Below are 17988 nucleotides of genomic sequence, written 5' to 3' on the forward strand. Positions count from 1 at the left end.
ATCACCGCGCATCCTTGAAGATCTGCCCTTCCTTCATCACGAACGAGATCTCACCGGCATCGCCGAGAGCGTCGATCTTCGTCAAGGGATCGCGTTTCGTTGCAATGATGTCCGCGATCATGCCGGGCGCGATCATGCCAAGGCTGTCGCCGCGCCCGAGTGCATTGGCCGCGTTCACCGTGGCCGCACGCAGCACCTGCTCGGGCGGCATACCCGCCTGTGCGAGCAATCCAAACTCCACATGACTCTGCTCGACATCGAAGATGCCCAGGTCCGTACCGAAGATGATGGGCACGCCGGCTCGATAGGCCTTGCCGACACCCTCCAGTCCTTCCTGGAACCTGAAGTCGATCATCTTCCCCGCGAGCAGGGTCGGCGTGTACGCCGTGCCGTGCTTTTTCATCAACGCAATGGCTGCGTCGTCGACCGGGCCGTGCTCGATCGTGTCCGCACCCGCCGCGATGACCATGTGCAGATACGCCGGCGAGCCGATCACATGTGCCGCCACCTTGCGATCCAGCTGATGCGCGGTGTCGATGATGGCCTGCACTTCCGCCTGAGACTCGACCATCTGCACCTTCGGAGCGTCGAAGGGCAAACCGGATTGCCGCAGCTTGACCACATCCGCGCCCCGGCGCACTTCCTGACGCACGACCTTGATGCACTCGGTAACGCCTGTGCAGTTGCCGCGATTGGATACGTACTGCTCGAGATCTTTGCGAACATCCCAGCGGGACGCATCCAGATCGCCGCCATCGACGGAGATCTGCGGCTCCGAAACAAACATCCGGGGACCGACGACCAAACCCTTGTTGATGGCGTCGCGCAGCGCGTATTGGGTGCTCGACTGATCGCCCAACGAGCGAATCGTCGTGAAGCCGCTCATCAACAACGCCTTGGCTCGCGGCAGCATGCTCAGCACCGCCTCCGCCGGCGGACGCATGTAAGCCATTGCGATCTGCGGCTCCGTCGGTGCCGCAAGATCGAGCACGCCGGTCAGATGAGTGTGCATATCGATCAGGCCCGGCATGACCCACGCGTCCTTCAAGTCGACCACGTTGTCGCCGGCAACGAATCCTTCCTTCACCGCGACGACTTTGCCGTCCTCGACGATCACGGAACGATTCGTGAGCGGCGGTTTACCGGGCTCGGCAATGAGATGGCCCGCATGAATCACGGTAGTGGTCGGCGCGTTCTGCGCCCACGCGACCGACGCGACGGCAGCGAACATGACGGCAAAGGAGAATTTTGAGAGAGGGCGCATGAGTTTTCCTCGAACGAATTCCGCACCGGCGCCACGGCGCCGGCGATTGAAGGGCCTGAAGGGGAAACCGTGGACTAGAGCCGGTAATCGAGCGTCACACCGACGGTGCGAGGCCGGATCAGGTATTGCTGAAGTGGATCGTCCAACGCAGTCGTCACGCCATGACTGTTGGTCACGTTATTGACGAACGCCGTGAGACTGAACTGGTTGAAGCGCAACGCGACGCGTGCATCGACTACGCTGAAGTCGCCCTGCTCCGCGCCGGCTCCAAAGATGCCGGGCGCCTCCGAAAGATAGCGATGCGAGAGCACGAAAGACGGCGCCAGCGGCAGTCGGGACATCTCATAAGTGAGCGTGCTCGACACCTGCCACTGCGATGCGCCGGGCAGTGTGGACCCCGCGGGCACGATGTCCTGACCGCCACCGGGATTGAAATCTTCCACCAGCTCGGCATTCAAATAGGTGAGGTTGGTGGTGAACAGCAGATCGCGGGCAATCAGCCACGTCGCCGTGCCCTCGACACCATAGCTCTCCGCCTTGCCCGCATTGCTCGCATAGTTGAGCCGCAGCGGGGTCTGCTGCCGCAGTTGGATATCCCGCCAGTCGATGTAGAACACCGTGCCGTCCAGGCGCACGCGCTGACCGAACAGATCCGAGCGCACGCCCAACTCGTAGTTGAACAGCGAATCGGAATCGAACTGCCGCGGCACCGTGAACCCCGGTTCCGACACGATGATGTTGGGGCCGCCATACCGGAAACCTTTGCTCGCCAGACCATACGCCATGAAGTCGTCGCCCGGCGTCCAGGTGACGGAGATCTTCGGGGTAAAGCCGTTCTCCTTCTGCGTGCCGGACTCCGCACTCTGCAGCGCCCCCGTCGTCAGCAGCGTATAGAAGCCACTCGACAACGTTTCATTCTCGACCTTGGTTTCGAACGCGCGACCGCCGAGCGTCATCTTCCACACATCGTTGAAATGATAAGTCGCCTCACCGAACAGCGCGCGCTCTTCGCCGCGCACTGGAATCCGGGCGTCCAGAAAAATATCGCCCGGCGCCGAGATCTCCCCGATCCCTTCGCCCAACAGCGGCCCAAAGACCTCCTCGATGACGGCCGCGGTGCCCGGCCCGCCCGCCAGGTTGCGAATGTTCATGCGCGTGTCATCGCGCATGGCGCCGATGAGATATTCAAACGACCGCCCGGTCGGCGACGCGAGCCGCACTTCGAACGTCTTGCCGCGACTGGTCGAAGGCGCGCTGATGGTAATCGGCGTCACGCCCGGCAGCAGCGACTGCAGATCGCCGGTCGCATCCTCGATGTTGTCCGAGCGCTTCTCGTGATGAGCCGCGGACACTGTCAAAGTACCAAAGCCGAACTCCTGGTCGACCCGCAAGTTATGAAGGGTGGTTTCATACTCGCCAAACTCCGGCACCACGGTATTTTTCCGCAGGCGTCCTGCGGTCTGCGGCTCCTGATATCCCACGTCGTCGTTGTTCAAGGTCTGATTCAGGAATAGATAGTTGACCTTGGTTCGGTCGGTGGGCGTCCACAGCGCTTGCACGCGGCCGCCGCGAATCAGCACGCGATCCGCATCGCGCCGTCCCGTGCCGACGTTGTCGATGAAGCCGGCATCGTCGCGATAGACATAGACGCCGCGTAGCGCGAGCTGGTCGCTCACGATCGGCGCATTGATCATGACTTTGCCGGACTGATTGCTGCCGCCGCCGGTGACGCCCGCGTAGCTGCCTTGAACTCGCGCGTCCCATCGCGAGGCATCCGGCCGGGCCGTCTGATAATTGATCGCGCCACCCAACGAGGCGGACCCGAACAACGTGCCCTGCGGACCGCGCAGCACCGAAACGTTGTTGACGTCGAAGGCGTCGATGTCGGGAATGGCGATGGCAAAGAACGGATCGGTGAGCGGCACGTCGTCGAGGAAATAACCGGTCGTGCCCTGCCCCTGGTCGATGCGCGTGGTCGTGGAGATACCGCGAATCGTCACCGAGGAATTCCCCGGCGCGCTGCCATTGAAGATCACACCCGGCGTGCGAGAGATGTAGTCCGCCATGCTCTGCGCTCCCACCCGCTCCAGCTCACTGCCCGTCAGTGCGCTGACCGAGCCGGAGATTCTTCGTACCGCCTCGGGTCGCTTGGTCGCGGTGACGATGACTTCTTCCAGCAACAGCGACGCATCGGCGGACGCCTGCGCGAGGTGCGGAGGCTCGGAAGAATCAACCGCGCTCGTCGACTCCGTCTCGGGCGCGGAGAATACGGTGACGGTACGCTCATCGAGGTAGCGATATTCCAGATCCGTTCCCTGCAACAGCGCCCGCAACGCTTCGTCGCTGGTCACATCGCCGATCACTCCTCGCGTATGCAACTTCGCCACTTCTTCGGAAACATAGATGATCTGCAGCTTGTGATCTTTGGCGAAGGCTCGTAGTGCCGGCCCGAGCCCTTGCGCCGGAATGAACGTTCGTTTCTTGATCGCGGCCTGCACGTCGGCCGCCATCGACAGGCCGACCGAGAGTGATATCGCCGCCGCCAGCACGCTCAAACGCATGAGAACTCCCCTGCCTCTCAAGAGGCTTGTAGTACCCAGCGTCCGTTGACGTGGGCTCATGCGTTAGAAGAGTGTGAGATCGGACATCGGGTACCCCGCCGCGTCAGTTATTTTTGCCGACGCGGATCTCCGTTTCCGTCTCCACGACACGCAGCTCCCGCCGCGCTTGCAGGAAGCGGATCAGCGAGGAAGGGTCGGTCGAGGAAAACACGCCGCTGATGTGGAAGTCGTAGTGCTGGTCCTTGTCGATGACCAATCGGCGAGTGTTGTAACGATTGAACTCCTCGGCGACTTCGACCAACGAGGCGGTATCGAACACCAGTTCGCGTTGCCGCCACGCGGTCGCGCCCTCGATGTTTGGATGCGCCAGGCGCTGCGCGGCGCTGTCGCTGACATTCACCTGCTCGCCCGCCGACACCAACAAGCCTGACGCGAGCGCTCCGGTCTGCGGTTCGGCGAAACTCACATCGCCGGCGCCGCGCTCGGCAAGCACGGCCACCCGTCCTTCCACGACGGTGACAATGGTGCCGCGTCGCTTGCGATAGACGTCGAACTGCGTGCCGACGGCGCGAACGAGAGTGCCACCGCTCTCGACCACGAAGGGGCGAGCATGATCCTTGGCCACATTGAACAACGCCTGCCCCTCGATCAGCTCGACGCCGCGCAGGCGGGACGAGAACCGGATCCTGACCTTGGAGCGCGAGTTCAGATCTACAGTCGAGCCGTCGGCGAGCACGATGGAGCGTTGCTCGCCGACACCCGTCGCATACGTCTGCGGCCAGAACATCAGCGACACGACCACCAGCACTGCCGCAGCGGCCGCAAGCGACGCCGTTAGTGCAAGCCTACGCGTGAGCTTCGACGGCGGCGACGGGGGAACAACCGGCTCGCGCGCGGACGAAAGCTCGACCACGTTGTTGCGATGTCGGACGGCGGCCGCGATCAGCGCCTCGACATCCGCATCCGCCGGAATGGCGGCACCCGCCTCTTGATAGAGAGCGGCGACTTCCAGATAAGCGGCAATGTGCTCTGGCGATTGGCGCAGCCATCGATCCAGGTCGCGCCGGGCAGCGGCATCCAGCTCGCCTGAGCGGCACTCGCCGAACCAGTCGCAGGCCTCTTCATAGACCTGCGCGTTGAACTTGCCTCGGACACTGCGCTCCATCACGGCGACCCTATTCCTGCTCCGCCAGGCTCTGGCGAAAGCGCATCAATGCCTTGGTCAGATACTTCTTGGCCATGGGCCGCGACACGCCCATGCGCTCGGCGATCTCATCGAAGCTCAAGCCGTCGCGGCGGCTCAGAATGAAGGCGGCCCGCACCTTGGGATGCAACTCATCCAGCGCCTTCTGCAATTGTTCCAGGCATTGCTGAGCGCTGGCATCCAGCTCCGGGTTGGCATCGTGCGCCGAGGGCGCTGGATCGAGCATGCGCATGAGCTGCGCCGGACTGCCGGCGGGTCCCGACTGCAAGGCCTGCTGCTGGACCACGTGCTGAGCGACCGTGAACAGATACGCCTCCGGCGAGCGAATCGACGCCGCATCGGGCACGCGAAGCATTCGCAGGTACACCTCCTGGATGAAATCCGGCACGTCCGCCACGTTTCGCACGCGCGCGAGCAGGAACCGGCGCAGCTGCAGGCCGTGACTCGCCACGAGCCCCGCCACCAGGGATGGAGCGTTGCAACCCGCCAAGCCAGCCTCCTTTGGTCGTTGGTCCTTATAAGAGTCGTTTGTCCGCCGCTGGTCACCCCTCGCCGCGAAATTTTTTGTTGTGTAAAGGCGTCAGCGGCGGAATGCGGTGGTTGCCTATAGTGACAAAGTATTCTCTAATCAGGATACTATTCTCCTATAATGCCAACTTGATCCCGTTCTGGTGGGAGGCTCGATGAAGCGACTGGCCCTGGCAACCCTATGCGCCTTGACGCTGGGAGCTGCACGAGCAGAAGAGACGTCCCCTGGCTACGACGTGGTCATTCGCAACGGGCGAGTGCTCGACGGCCTGGGCAATCCCTGGATCAACGCGGACGTTGCCATCGCAAACGGTCGCATCGCCGCGGTCGGCCGGATCCCCGGACGGGGCCGCAAGGAGATCGACGCGCGCGGGCTCTATGTTTCGCCAGGTTGGGTCGACATGATGGACCAATCGGGCGAGGTTCTTCGCACCGAGGGCCGCGCGGAGAACAAGCTTCTGCAAGGCGTGACCACCGCCATCGCCGGCGAAGGCGGCACGCCGGTCCCGGCCGAGGAGATCCCCGCCTACTTCGCCCAGTTGGAACGACAAGGAATCTCGCTCAATTTCGGCAGCTACTACAGCACCGCGCAGGCTCGAGTCGCGGTGATGGGCGACGGTGCCGGCCAGCCGACGCCCGCGCAACTGGAAAAGATGAAGTCGCTGGTGGCCACAGCCATGCGCGGTGGCGCCCTGGGCGTGGCGACCGCGTTGATCTATCCACCCGACAGCTTTCAATCCACCCAGGATCTGATCGAGCTGTCGAAAGTCGCCGCGGCCTGCGGCGGCATCTACGCCAGCCACATGCGCGACGAGAGCGCCAACCTGCTGAGCGCCATTTCCGAATCCATCCAGATCGGCGAACAGGCCGGCGTCCCGATCGAGATCTTTCATCTCAAGGGCGCGTATCAGCCCGGCTGGCACCAGTTGATGCCGCAAGCGATTGCTCAGATCGACGCGGCTCGACAGCGCGGCGTCGATATCGCCGCGGACATGTATCTCTACGAAGCCGGCGGCACCGGCCTCGAAATCACCGTGCCGAGCTGGGTGTGGGAAGGCGGCTTCAAACAAGGCTTGAAGAAGCTCCAGAACCGCAAGGTGCGTGAGCGCCTGAAGCGCGAAGTCGCGGGCGGCTCGTTGCCCGGCTGGTCGAACCTCGTGCATGCCTCGGGCGGCTGGGATCGCGTGGTGCTGGCGAACGCGTTCAATCCCAAATACCAGCGCTTCCACAACCGCAGCCTCGCGGCCATCGGCAAGGAGCTCGGCAAGGATCCCGCCGACGTGGCCTGGGACATCGTGATCGAAGCCCAGCCCAATCGCGCCATGGCGCTGTATTTCATGATGGACGAGAAAGACATCGAAACGGCGCTGCGCACGCCTTGGGTGTCGCTCGGCAGCGATGCCTCGGCCAGCGAAAAACTCAACGCCACCGACGGGCTGGGACTGCCCCACCCTCGCTCCTATGGAAACTTCCCACGCCTCATCGCCGAGTACGTGAGAAAGCGCGGCGTGCTGACGCTGCCCGACGCGATTCGAAAACTCACGTCGTGGCCAGCGACGCGCATGCGCCAGTTCGATCGCGGCGCCATTCGCACCGGCCTGTGGGCCGACATCACCGTCTTCGACTACGACCGCATTCAGGATCGCGCGACCTATCAGAACCCCACTGCCACCCCCGAAGGCATCCAGTACGTACTGGTGAACGGCCAGGTGGTGGTCTCTGAGGGTCGACACACAGGTGCAAAGCCAGGCGTGGCTTTGAAGAGCAGCGGCTGCGCAAGGGACCCGGCCGAGGCACGCACCTGACATCGTTTTGGGGATTGCATCGAGAAATCAACAAGGGGTCATCATGATCGCAGTATCGGACAGTCGTTTTTCAGCGCGCGTCGGCCGCCAGAGCAAAGTCGCTCTCGCCGTCGCCTTCGCATGCGCCAGCGCGGCTCATGCTCAAACTCAATCGGCCACGGAAAACGTCGAGCCGATCGATGTGGTGGTGGTCAGCGGCTCGCGCATCAGCACCGCCGGCTTCGACGCCCCCACGCCGACCACGGTGCTGGGCGAAGTTGAAATGCGCCAGGCCGGCCGCACCGACATCGCGGCGACACTCACCGACTTGCCGCAATTCCGTGCGACGGACTCCGCAGCGTCGACGAATACTGTGACCAGCTCGGGCCAGACACCCGCCGACCTGCGCGGCTTGGGCTCGTCTCGCACCTTGGTGCTGGTGAACAACCGCCGTTACGTCAGCGCCAACGATCTGCAGACCGTGCCGTACTCGCTGGTCAAGCGTATCGACGTGGTCACCGGCGGCGCCTCGGCCGCTTACGGTTCGGACGCTGTTGCCGGCGTCGTGAACATCATTCTGGATGACGAAAAAGAAGGCGTCGAAGTCGGCGTGCAGCGTGGCCGCTCCACGCACGGCGATGCCGAGAAGACCCTGGTCGAGGCGTCCTTCGGCACCAAACTGTTCGACGACCGCGCTCACCTGCTGCTCGGCGCCGACTATTTGAAAGACGACGGCATCATTCCGGCGATTCGTCGCCCGCGCATCGGCGCGTCCAACTTTTTCCCGGACGCCAACGGCAATCTGTATCCGACCATGAACCTGCGCGAAGCCCGGCGTAGCGAAGGCGGTCTGATCAACACCGGCGTGCTCGCCGGCAATACCTTCGATCCGGACGGCACCCTGCGCCCCTTCCAGTACGGTGTGCGCAGCCCGTTCTCGCCCAGTCTGATGATTGGCGGCGAGGGCTATCACATCGACCAGTACCGCTCCGTGGTGGCGCCGATCGAGCGCAAGAATGCCCTGGGTCGCTTCTCGGTCAATGTGACCGATACGTTCAAAGCCTGGGCCGAGGTCAGCTACAACAACGTCAACGACAAGCGCGTGTTCTTCCCGGATCTCGCGATCACGCAGCTGGAAATGTCGTACGACAACCCGTACCTGAATCTCACGCCGGCGCAGCGTGCGCTGGTCAATGGTGCGGGTGAAACCACGTTCACGATGGGCCGCGCGGTGACCGACGTCGCGCTCGCCAGTTACGACTACGATCGCGAGACCGTCCAGGCCACCGTCGGTTTCGACGGCGAATTCGCCGACGGCAAATGGCGCTACAACGGCTACTACGGTCAGGGCAAGCAGGAACAGGACATGCGCCTGACGAATCTGGCGCTGGCCGAGAACTTCATGAATGCCATCGACGCGGTCGTGGGCCCGAACAACACGCCGGTGTGCCGGATCGCGCTGACCGATCCGACCACCGCGTGCCGGCCGCTGAATCTGTTCGGCTCCGGCCGCGCCGATCAGGCCGCCATCGACTACGCGACGGCGGATTGGCGCGCGTTCGATGAAAACTGGCTGCAGACCGCCGGTTTCATCCTGAGCGGCGAACCGTTCGAGCTGTGGGACAAGCCCGTGTCGCTCGCCACCGGCGTCGAATATCGCAAAGAAGAGTACCGCTCGACCTACGACGCGAATTCGCTGGCCGGCAATTTCGCCACCATCAACGGCGACAACATCCCGAAGGTGAGCAACGACGTGACCGAAGGGTTCGTGGAAGTCGCGCTGCCCCTGCTGGTGGACAAGCCGCTGGTGAAGTCGCTCGACTTCAACGGCGCCGCCCGCCTCTCCGATTACAAGAACAGCGGCCAGATCTGGTCGTGGAAGCTCGGCGGCACATGGCACATGGTGGAGGATGTCAAGCTGCGCGCCACCCGGTCCCGCGACATTCGCGCACCGAACCTGATCGAGCTGTACTCCACGCCCGGCACGTACTACACGACCGTGCAGGACAAGTCGCAGGCGACACCGCCGACCGCGCAGGTAACCCTGTTCACCGGCGGCAATCCGCAACTCGATCCCGAGATCGCCGACACGCTGACCGTCGGCGCGGTGTTCACACCCTCGTTCGTACCGGGCCTCGAAGTGTCGCTCGACTACTATCACATCAAGATCGAGGACGTGATCTCCACGCTGACGGCGCAGGAAATCGTCAACAGCTGCTATGACGAGGGCAATCAGAGTGCCTGCAGTCAGATCACTCGCGACGGCACCGGCGGCATTTCCCAGATCAACGCCACCTACATCAACATCGCCGAGTACACCAACAAGGGCTACGACCTCGAGGCATCCTACAAGATGCCGATCGGTCCCGGTCAGCTGACCGTGCGCGGCCTGTTGAACTACGTCGATTCGCTGGTGGTGGACAACGGCATCTCCGCGATCGAAGGCGCCGGCTATCTCGGCTGGCAAACCGGATATCTGGTCCCGAAGTGGCGCGGTTCGCTGTCCTTCGCCTATGAAAGCGAGTTTGTCGGCGGCGACGTGCGCGCCCGTTATCTCGACGGCGGCGGCTATGCACCCGAGGAAGTCGTGGCCCTGGCCGGCAACCACATCGGCAGCCGCGCTTACATCGATCTGGGTCTGCGCACCTACATTCCGGTGGGCGATTCGAAAGTGACGGTGTTCGGCAGCGTGCAGAACGTGTTCGACAAGCAACCGGCGGTGGCCGCGTTGAACTCGCCCTACTTCGACATCATCGGCCGGTACTTCACGCTCGGCGTGCGTGCCAACTTCTGATAGAGCAGCATCATGAAACAGTTGATCGTCGCCCTCGTGGCAGCCCTGGCTCCGGCCGTCGTCTGGAGCGCCCCTTATGAATTGGTGATTCGCGGGGGGCGCGTGCTGGATCCCGAAACCGGGCTGGACGCGACCATGAACGTCGGCATCAACCAGGGACGCATCGCACGCGTCTCGACGGAGCCACTCACCGGAACCCGCAGCATCGATGCGAAGGGACTGGTGGTGGCTCCGGGTTTCATCGATCTGCATCAGCACGGACAGAATGAAGAATCCGGCGTGCTGAAAGCGTTCGACGGCGTCACCAGCGGCCTCGAGATGGAGATCGGGGTCCCCGACGTCAAAGAGTTTCTGACACGGAAGTCCGGTCACTCGTTGATCAACTATGGAACGACCGCGAGTCACGCGGCGGCGCGAGCTGCCGCGTTCGGCTCACCGCTGGCGGGAGACGACCTCATCCCTCAGAGCGGACATGCGACCAACGATCCGGCCACGCCGGAACAAGTCAGGCAGATGCAGGCTCGCCTCAACAGCGAGATCGATGCCGGCGGTCTGGGCATCGGCATGGGCATTCAATACGTGCCGGGCGCGACCCGTCAGGAGATCATTCATATCTTCCAGACGGCGGCGGGCCGCAATGTGCCGGTGTTCACGCACATTCGCAGCGTCGGCCGTAAAGAGCCCGGCTCCAGCATCGAATCGGTCAGCGAAGTCATCGGCGCGGCGGCGGTGACTGGCGCCCCGCTTCAGATTGTTCATATCAATTCGACCTGCCTGGCCGATGTTTCGGACTGTCTGGCCATGGTCGCCGGCGCGAAAGCACGCGGGCTCGATGTGACCGCGGAGGCTTATCCGTACATCGCCGGCATGACCTCGATCAACTCCGCCCTGTTCAATCCGGGCTGGCAGGAAAAGTTCGGCATCGGCTACGACTCCTTGATGCTGCCGGAGACCGGCGAGCGACTCACCAAGGAACGCTTCGACGAGCTGCATGCCTCGCCGAAAACCCAGGGCGTGGTGCTCTTCGTCAATCGTCAGGAAGTGGTCGACGGCGTCATCGCCAACCCGCTCACCTCGATTGCGAGCGACGGTGAAATCGGCCACCCGCGCAACGCAGGCAGCTACAGCATGATCCTCGCGCGCTACGTCCGCGAGCTGCGCACGATCAGCTTGAGCGATGCGATTCGCAAGATGAGCCTGATGCCGGCGCAGCGGCTGGAAAAAGCCACCGTGTCGGCGCGACGCAAAGGCAGAATTCAGGAAGGCGCGGACGCGGATATCGTGGTGTTCGACCTGGCCACGGTGAAAGACCGGGCCACCTACGAGAAGCCCAACGAGCGCAGCACCGGCATGAAGTTCGTGCTGGTGAACGGCACGCTGGTAATCGATAAAGGCGCGCTAGTTTCCGGCGTATTGCCGGGTAAAGGCATCGTGTCCAAGCAGTGAGGTCGATGCCGTACCGAGTCGATCCCACAGACTGCCGATGAGCGTGTCGCCGTTCACGACGAACACGCTCTCGTCATGTAACACGGTTCGATTCGGCACGGCGAGGCCCGGATAAGGCTTGGCGCTGTCGGGCTCATCGGTCTTGATCACCCCCGCCAGCGACAAGCGCGGCGCCGCGCTCGTCACATCATCTATTTCCAGCAGATGGATGCCGCTGTACGTCCACTTGAAGCCGTTGTTATACGGCGTATCGAACACATTGATCGGCAGCGCGATCCGGTAACCTTTGGTTGGTTCGTGCGGCAACACCGCCAGTGCCTGCGGGTCGTCGGTCGCCTCGCTCGATGAGCCCAACTGCCCGAACACTTGCGTGCCCAGCGATCGCGGCTGCCGAATGTCAGTTGCGTCGAAGAGCTCGACCTTGATCCCGCGCTCTCGCCCCACAGAGAGCAGCAACGTCTCGCCCGTCGGCCCGATGATGGGCTGCAGATGAGTCGCGACGCCGGGAATTTCGAGCGCGCCGGCAATGAACGGGTCCACGGGCCGGCTCAAGTCGATGACGTACAGCGGGTCGGTCACTCTGGCAGTCACAACATACGCGCGCTCGCCAAAGAAACGCACGGCGTGTATCTGCTCACCTGGCTTACCGAGAGGCGCTGGCTGTTGCGCGTTCGGCAACTTCGCCATCACGGCGAGCCGTCGATCCGGCGTTTCACGCAACACCGACAGGCCATGTACGTCGCCATGGCTCGTAACGACGCGCAAGTCGCCCCGGAACTCATCCATAAAGTATGAAGCCTTCAGCCAGCCCATCCGGCCGCCGACCGCGCCGCTCGCGCGATAAGTGATATCGCCGCGATTCAACCCGAACTTGTGTAGCACCGTAATCGCCGCGCCGTCGGCGTCATCACCTTCGCCACCGACATACAAACTGTCGACCGAAGCGTAGATGCCGTTGACGTTGGTGCTGACGCAGTTGACATCGGTCACGCGCCGCTCGCTCAGATCGACGGCGGTGATGACCACCAGGTCGGCGTACGCGTCCCGTGACGACAGACTTGCCGGTAACACGCAGTCGCGGATCGTAGCGAGCGGCAATCTGGCTCCGCCGTCGATGCTGTAACCAGGCAGCAGCTCCGCCGCGGTCGCGCCAAGAATGCGCCGTTCGTTTGCTTCCCGGGCCGCGACCGTGTCCGCCGGCAATTTCAATCCCGACAGTCGCGGTCGATAGCTGCTGACGAGATACAACATATCGCCGATCTTGCGACTGGCACGCAGCCAGCCGTCGAGCTCGAGCTTCCAGGCCTGCGAGATGTTGAAAGGATCGCGCACATCGAGCAATTGCAGGACGGTGCGATCGGGCAGAGCCACGAGCGCGTCGACCGCCAGCCGGGATTGCAACCAACCCTGATAGTTCTGACTGACCGCCGCGACATAGTCCGTCCGCCCGCTGGCGGATTGCACTTGATACAGCAGCGGCGCGGAGCTGCGCTCACCCTCCAGGGTGAACTCGGAGGTGACTCGAATCTCCGCGTCCGCCGGATTGGTGCTCGCGACTTTCAGAACGTTGCGAATCAGCCCGCCAGGCTGCGGCCTGGGAACGAGCGCATAAATGCGCTCGCCGTCGTATTTGACGAGATCCGGCTCATCCACGCCTGCCACCGGTACGGTGGTGCCGGAATATCGGGCTGACCCGTCGACGGTGGCCGCCGCGGGTCCATCGATGAGAGCGATCTCAGGCGCGCCGCCCAACGACATCCGAATTCCATTGCGGAGGGCTGCCAATACCTGTTCGCCCTTTGTCGCATATTGCAAGCCACCCTCGGTCGAAGTCGCCAGTCGCAGATCGGAGTAGTCGGTATTCAGCGACTGCCCGTCGGAGCCGTCACGGCCCGCCAGCCCGAGCGAGGTCGCCAGCAGCAGCGCAGTGTTTTTCGCTGATGAGCTCATGCACGGTTCTCCGGATCGGTGCTGACATCGGCCGCCGGCATACTAGGAACAGGTGGCTGGCGAATCCGTCGCGCATTTGTAAAGGTTGTCAGTGGGACGTACAGATGGCACGCTGTGTTAACAGAGCAGGAACACGACGTACATTTGCGTAACAAATCGCTACTAAAGCTTCACAGCTGAGCGCGTGCGCACTGGGGACAATGCCGCTCCAGCGCGGCCCGACCGCACGCACGCAGCACACGCCAATGCCTACGAAACTGCGCACATTCGCCCTGCTTCTGCTCATTTCAGCCTGCCTCCCGCAGCCCGCCGGTGCACAAGTTAAATGCACGGCCGTATCACCGGATTGCGTAGTCGTCGGTGAGTGGGATCTCAGCGTCGGGCTCGGCGCCGGCGTGCGCACCAACCCGGTCGCGGGTCGTTCAGACATTCCACTGTACGTCATTCCTCAGTTCAGTTATTACGGCAAGCGCTTCTTCGTCGACAACCTGGAGCCGGGATTCACATTGCACGAGGGGGCTGTGCACACGATCAACCTCGTAGCCGCGCCGGGTTACGACCGCGTATTTTTCAGCCGTAGCGATCCGCAGAACCTGCTGGTGAACAGCCTGGCTGCCGCGCCGGGAGTGGGCGCAGGCGCGGGCGGGGATAACCTCGGCTCGGGCGATGGGCGCAGCGCTCAGGAATTTCCCACTCATCGGCGCCGCACGACTTATCTCGCCGGCCCCGAGTGGTTGTTTTCCTACGGCCGGTTCGCCGGACAGCTCAGCGCCCTGTATGAAGTGACCGGTCGACACGATGGCTATGAAGTCCGAGGCGCGATCTCCACGCCGCTGATCCAGACCGAACATTCCCTGATCGCAAACGCCGGCTTCACCTGGAAGAGTGCGCAGACGGTGCGCTACTACTACGGCATCGAGGGATTCTATCGACCGGCCGCGGCGCTCAATCCTTTCGTCAAACTGGCTTACTCCCGCGTGCTGTCCGAACGTTGGACGCTCAATGCCTTCGTTCACTACGAATATCTCAGCGATGAGATCGGTGACAGTCCGCTGGTCTCCGATCCATCGGTGGTAACTGCGTTTGTGGGTTTCAACTTCAAAGTATTCTAGTGCGGCGCTGCTGTATGGCCTGCTCCTCGCAGTCCCGGCCAGTGCCGCGCCCGAAGCCGGGCCGCCACCGATCGAGCTCCAGTTGCGTCCGCGTGTCTGCACGCTTGCCGACAACGACGCAACCTGCAACACCACCGTCCGTGCGCAATGGCGCTCGCCCAAGAACGAGTCTCTGTGTCTGGTGATCGTCGACCAACCTCACATCAAGCACTGCTGGGAACAGCACTCCGAAGGCACGTATAGCGTGGAAGTTTCTTTCAGCCAGGATCTGGTGGTCCAGTTGCGCGATACCGAGCTCGATCGGGTGCTGGCCTCGCAGGCGATCGCCGTCATTCGCAAGGCATTGCAGTTTCGACGCAAGCGCCGGCAACCCTGGAGCATCTTCTATTGAGCGCCGAACCCTCCCTGCCGGTCATCCTGCTGGTCGAAGACGACCCGCGGCTGTCGGAGCTGGTGCGCACGTATCTGCAGGGCAATGGCTTTCGAGTGATCGTGGAACATCGCGGTGAGCTGGTGGTCGGGCATCTACAGCAGGACCGGCCCGACCTGATCATTCTCGACCTGGGTCTGCCGGGCCGCGATGGCTTTTCGGTATGCAAGGAAATCCGCAGCCTGTCGTCGCTGCCCATTCTGATCCTCACCGCGCGCAACAACGACATCGATCATGTCGTGGGTCTGGAGCTGGGCGCCGACGATTACGTCGCCAAGCCGGTCGAGCCTCGCGTGCTGGTAGCACGCATTCATGCGCTGTTACGTCGTAGCAAGAGCAGCGCACCGCCCGAACAGCGCCTGTTGAAGTTCGGCAACGTTTGTATCAATCCGCTGTCCCGCTCGGTATTCGTTGGGACGGATGAAGTCACCCTCTCCAGCAACGAATTCGACCTGCTGTTCTTCCTGGCGTGCCGCGCCGGAGAGATTCAGTCGCGCGAGACGTTGTATCAACAGCTCTACAAGCGCGACTACGACGGGCTCGATCGCACCCTCGACGTGCGGGTCTCGCATCTGCGCAAGAAGCTGAGTGACGCCGGCGCGCCGGAACGAATCAGAACGGTGTGGGGCCACGGCTACCTGTTCGCGTCCGAAGGCTGAGCATGACGCGTCACTTTCTGCAGCTCTACTTTGGCATCGTCGCGACGCTCGCCATCGTCAGCTGGGGTCAGGACCGGTTGTGGCATCTGTATGCGGACTCCGCACGGCCCGACAGCTATCCATCGCAAGCCGCCGTGCTGACTCTCGTCGAACGACAGCTCGAATCGATTCCGCAGGAACGCTGGCCCGCGGCGGTCGATGAGCTCGCTCGCAGCACCGGCTTGGATCTGGATCTCATGGAGCCCGAGGAATTGGCCGGCATCGATGCGGCCGGGCCGCGGCAAGACGAGCCGGCGCTGTGGACCGACGCGGAGAATCGAGTCTGGGCTCTGCAGCGACTGGCCAACAGCGATCGCATGCTCGCGTTCCGATTCGTGGCTGAAACATCCCAGCGAACGCCGCTGGAATGGCTGGCGGTCATCGTTTTCTATGCCGCCATCGCGCTGGTCATCATGCTGTGGCTATGGCCACTGCGTCGCGACCTGCGCGCGCTCGAGGACTCGACGCTGAAATTCGGCGATCGCAACTGGAGTTTCGACGCCGCGATCCCGCCCCGCTCTCCCGTCGCCTCGCTCGCCGCCGCGTTCGGCCGCATGGCGCGCCGGATCGACGGACTGATCGGCTCGCACAAGGACATGGCGAATGCAATGTCGCACGAGATCAAAACACCGCTGTCGCGCATGCGCTTCGAGATCGAGCTGGCACGCTCGGCCGAAACGCGCGAAGCCATCCTGCAACACCTCGACCATTTGAACACCGACATCGCCGAGCTGAACGCCTTCGTCACCGCGACCCTGGAATATGCGGTGCTGGAGCGAGCGGAAGTCGCGTTGAACATCGGCCAGCACGATTTCACGCTGGTGGTCCCGGCCGTGACCGAATCCGTCAGGCGCAGTGCCCGCAGCGACCTGATGTTGAGCTACGACGTCGCCCACGATACTCACAAGGTGATGTGCGACGCGCACCTCATCGAAACGGTACTGCGCAATCTGCTGTACAACGCCACGCGCTACGCGAAGCAACGAGTCCACGTGAGCTTCAAGATTGCGGCCGACAGCTATCATCTCTACGTCGAAGACGATGGTCCCGGCATTCCCGCACCGGACCGCGAACGCGTGTTCGGCTCGTTCGTGCAACTCAGCGCGCGCAGCACTTCACACACCGGCTTCGGACTCGGCCTGGCGATCGTCAAACGCGCCATCGAATGGCACGGCGGCGCCGCCCGCGTCGACGGATCACCGCTCGGCGGCGCCAGATTCATGGTCGAGTGGCCGGTGCGAACCAGCGGCGCCTGAGCGCCGCGGTCTCATGACACCTTTGAGAGTTGCCGCGCCGTAAGGCCCCGTTCTTTACGGCAGCATTGAAAATCAACCCGAGCCGTAAAGCCGCGTTCCTTACGGCACGCCTCGAAAATCATCCAGCCGTAAACTTCGTTCCTTACGGCACGCCTCGAAAATCATCCAGCCGTAAACTTCGTTCCTACGGCACGCCTTGAAAATCATCCAGCCGTTCCTTACGGCATGGCTCTCACAACTCGAAATCCCAGCGTGTTATTCCGCCGGGCCGAGTCATCGCCGCCATAGCGCTGCGCCGAGCGCACCGCTTCCGGCTTGTTGTACCAGCCGCCGCCACGATCGATACGCCGGGCACAGTCTCCGCTCAACCAGGCGCGACCATCCGTCGGCGCGCCCTGATACGACTCGTTGTAGCAGTCCTCCACCCATTCCCAAACATTGCCGACAGTGTCGTACAGGCCGAATCCATTCGGCTTGAAGCTGCCCACGGGTGAGGTCTTCGCGTAGCCATCGTTGCAATCATGGCGCGGCCAATCCGGATGTTCCTGCTTCACCGACTCATCGCCGACGTTGGCGAACTCACAAGCCCGCTGCGAATCCTCACCCCAGAACCAGGGCGTCGTCGAGCCACCGCGCGCTGCGTATTCCCACTCGGCCTCGCTCGGCACGCGATACTGCTTGCCGGTTTTCTTCGTCAGCCACTTCGCATACCCCTGCGCCATCTCGAAGTTGACGTTGAGAACCGGCCGACGCCCGCGCCCCCAGCCTTCATCTCCGACCGCGTCGCACGCCTTGGCCGCCACACAAGCGTCCCATTCATCGAACGTGACTTCGTACTTTCCAATCGCGAACGGTTTGACGAACGTGACCGTATGCAACGGCCCTTCGTCGGCGAGACGCCCCTCCTCCCGCTCGGCAGAGCCCATCTGAAACTTGCCAGCGGGCACGACGACCATTTCAG

General features: G+C 62.8%; 13 protein-coding genes. 7 read left to right on the forward strand and 6 right to left on the reverse strand.

The features are described 5' to 3' along the window. Position 1: 1 nt before the first annotated feature. From EKO19_RS00870 to EKO19_RS00885, 4 genes are all read right to left on the reverse strand, one after another. Positions 2-1264, reverse strand: coding sequence for an amidohydrolase family protein (locus EKO19_RS00870; protein WP_129774528.1), 1263 nt, complete (start codon positions 1262-1264; stop codon positions 2-4). 74 nt (positions 1265-1338) lie between these two features. Continuing rightward, positions 1339-3825, reverse strand: coding sequence for a TonB-dependent receptor (locus EKO19_RS00875; RefSeq protein WP_175596915.1), 2487 nt, complete (start codon positions 3823-3825; stop codon positions 1339-1341). Positions 3826-3928: 103 nt separating this feature from the next. Next, positions 3929-4990 carry a FecR family protein gene (locus EKO19_RS00880; RefSeq protein WP_129774530.1) on the reverse strand — a complete coding sequence of 354 codons (1062 nt, stop codon included), beginning with the start codon at positions 4988-4990 and terminating at the stop codon, positions 3929-3931. A 10-nt stretch (positions 4991-5000) separates the two neighbouring features. Then, a complete protein-coding gene (locus EKO19_RS00885; protein ID WP_129774531.1) occupies positions 5001-5519 on the reverse strand; it encodes an RNA polymerase sigma factor in 519 nt (172 codons plus the stop codon). A gap of 193 nt (positions 5520-5712) precedes the next feature. Here EKO19_RS00885 and EKO19_RS00890 point away from each other — a divergent pair, with 193 nt between their 5' ends. From EKO19_RS00890 to EKO19_RS00900, 3 genes are read left to right on the forward strand one after another with little or no spacing between them, the layout of a single operon-like run. Further along, positions 5713-7362, forward strand: coding sequence for an N-acyl-D-amino-acid deacylase family protein (locus tag EKO19_RS00890; RefSeq protein WP_129774532.1), 1650 nt, complete (start codon positions 5713-5715; stop codon positions 7360-7362). A gap of 43 nt (positions 7363-7405) precedes the next feature. Continuing rightward, a complete protein-coding gene (locus EKO19_RS00895; protein WP_129774533.1) occupies positions 7406-10135 on the forward strand; it encodes a TonB-dependent receptor plug domain-containing protein in 2730 nt (909 codons plus the stop codon). A 12-nt stretch (positions 10136-10147) separates the two neighbouring features. Continuing rightward, complete coding sequence (locus tag EKO19_RS00900) at positions 10148-11581, forward strand: amidohydrolase family protein (RefSeq protein ID WP_129774534.1); 1434 nt, start codon at positions 10148-10150, stop codon at positions 11579-11581. Here the strand turns inward: EKO19_RS00900 and EKO19_RS00905 are convergent. Next, complete coding sequence (locus EKO19_RS00905; RefSeq protein ID WP_129774535.1) at positions 11534-13531, reverse strand: beta-propeller domain-containing protein; 1998 nt, start codon at positions 13529-13531, stop codon at positions 11534-11536. The two genes, EKO19_RS00900 and EKO19_RS00905, sit on opposite strands and share 48 nt — an antisense overlap. A gap of 245 nt (positions 13532-13776) precedes the next feature. Between EKO19_RS00905 and EKO19_RS00910 the strand changes: the two genes are divergently transcribed. The 4 genes from EKO19_RS00910 to EKO19_RS00925 all read left to right on the forward strand — a co-directional run bounded on the left by EKO19_RS00910 (position 13777) and on the right by EKO19_RS00925 (position 17027). After that, positions 13777-14643, forward strand: a complete 867-nt coding sequence (locus EKO19_RS00910) for a MipA/OmpV family protein (RefSeq protein ID WP_281280982.1) — start codon at positions 13777-13779, stop codon at positions 14641-14643. An 82-nt stretch (positions 14644-14725) separates the two neighbouring features. Then, on the forward strand, positions 14726-15034 hold the full coding sequence (locus EKO19_RS00915) for a DUF3019 domain-containing protein (RefSeq protein ID WP_157995046.1): 309 nt from the start codon (positions 14726-14728) through the stop codon (positions 15032-15034). A gap of 14 nt (positions 15035-15048) precedes the next feature. Then, positions 15049-15732 (forward strand): response regulator, encoded by a 684-nt coding sequence (locus tag EKO19_RS00920; protein WP_129775939.1) that lies wholly within the window; start codon positions 15049-15051, stop codon positions 15730-15732. A gap of 2 nt (positions 15733-15734) precedes the next feature. Further along, a complete protein-coding gene (locus EKO19_RS00925; protein ID WP_129774538.1) occupies positions 15735-17027 on the forward strand; it encodes an ATP-binding protein in 1293 nt (430 codons plus the stop codon). Between the two features lie 218 nt (positions 17028-17245). Here EKO19_RS00925 and EKO19_RS00930 read toward each other — a convergent pair whose 3' ends face one another. After that, positions 17246-17983 carry a formylglycine-generating enzyme family protein gene (locus tag EKO19_RS00930; RefSeq protein WP_157995047.1) on the reverse strand — a complete coding sequence of 246 codons (738 nt, stop codon included), beginning with the start codon at positions 17981-17983 and terminating at the stop codon, positions 17246-17248. Positions 17984-17988 lie beyond the last annotated feature (5 nt).

The sequence above is a fragment of the Peristeroidobacter soli genome, assembly GCF_004138485.1.
GTDB lineage: Bacteria > Pseudomonadota > Gammaproteobacteria > Steroidobacterales > Steroidobacteraceae > Steroidobacter > Steroidobacter soli.

Coding starts and splice junctions, on each gene's coding strand:
- EKO19_RS00870 (WP_129774528.1), bottom strand. CDS start 1,264: ATGCGCCCTCTCTCAAAATTCTCCTTTGCCGTCATGTTCGCTGCCGTC.
- EKO19_RS00875 (WP_175596915.1), bottom strand. CDS start 3,825: ATGCGTTTGAGCGTGCTGGCGGCGGCGATATCACTCTCGGTCGGCCTG.
- EKO19_RS00880 (WP_129774530.1), bottom strand. CDS start 4,990: ATGGAGCGCAGTGTCCGAGGCAAGTTCAACGCGCAGGTCTATGAAGAG.
- EKO19_RS00890 (WP_129774532.1), top strand. CDS start 5,713: ATGAAGCGACTGGCCCTGGCAACCCTATGCGCCTTGACGCTGGGAGCT.
- EKO19_RS00895 (WP_129774533.1), top strand. CDS start 7,406: ATGATCGCAGTATCGGACAGTCGTTTTTCAGCGCGCGTCGGCCGCCAG.
- EKO19_RS00900 (WP_129774534.1), top strand. CDS start 10,148: ATGAAACAGTTGATCGTCGCCCTCGTGGCAGCCCTGGCTCCGGCCGTC.
- EKO19_RS00905 (WP_129774535.1), bottom strand. CDS start 13,531: ATGAGCTCATCAGCGAAAAACACTGCGCTGCTGCTGGCGACCTCGCTC.
- EKO19_RS00910 (WP_281280982.1), top strand. CDS start 13,777: ATGCCTACGAAACTGCGCACATTCGCCCTGCTTCTGCTCATTTCAGCC.
- EKO19_RS00925 (WP_129774538.1), top strand. CDS start 15,735: ATGACGCGTCACTTTCTGCAGCTCTACTTTGGCATCGTCGCGACGCTC.
- EKO19_RS00930 (WP_157995047.1), bottom strand. CDS start 17,983: ATGGTCGTCGTGCCCGCTGGCAAGTTTCAGATGGGCTCTGCCGAGCGG.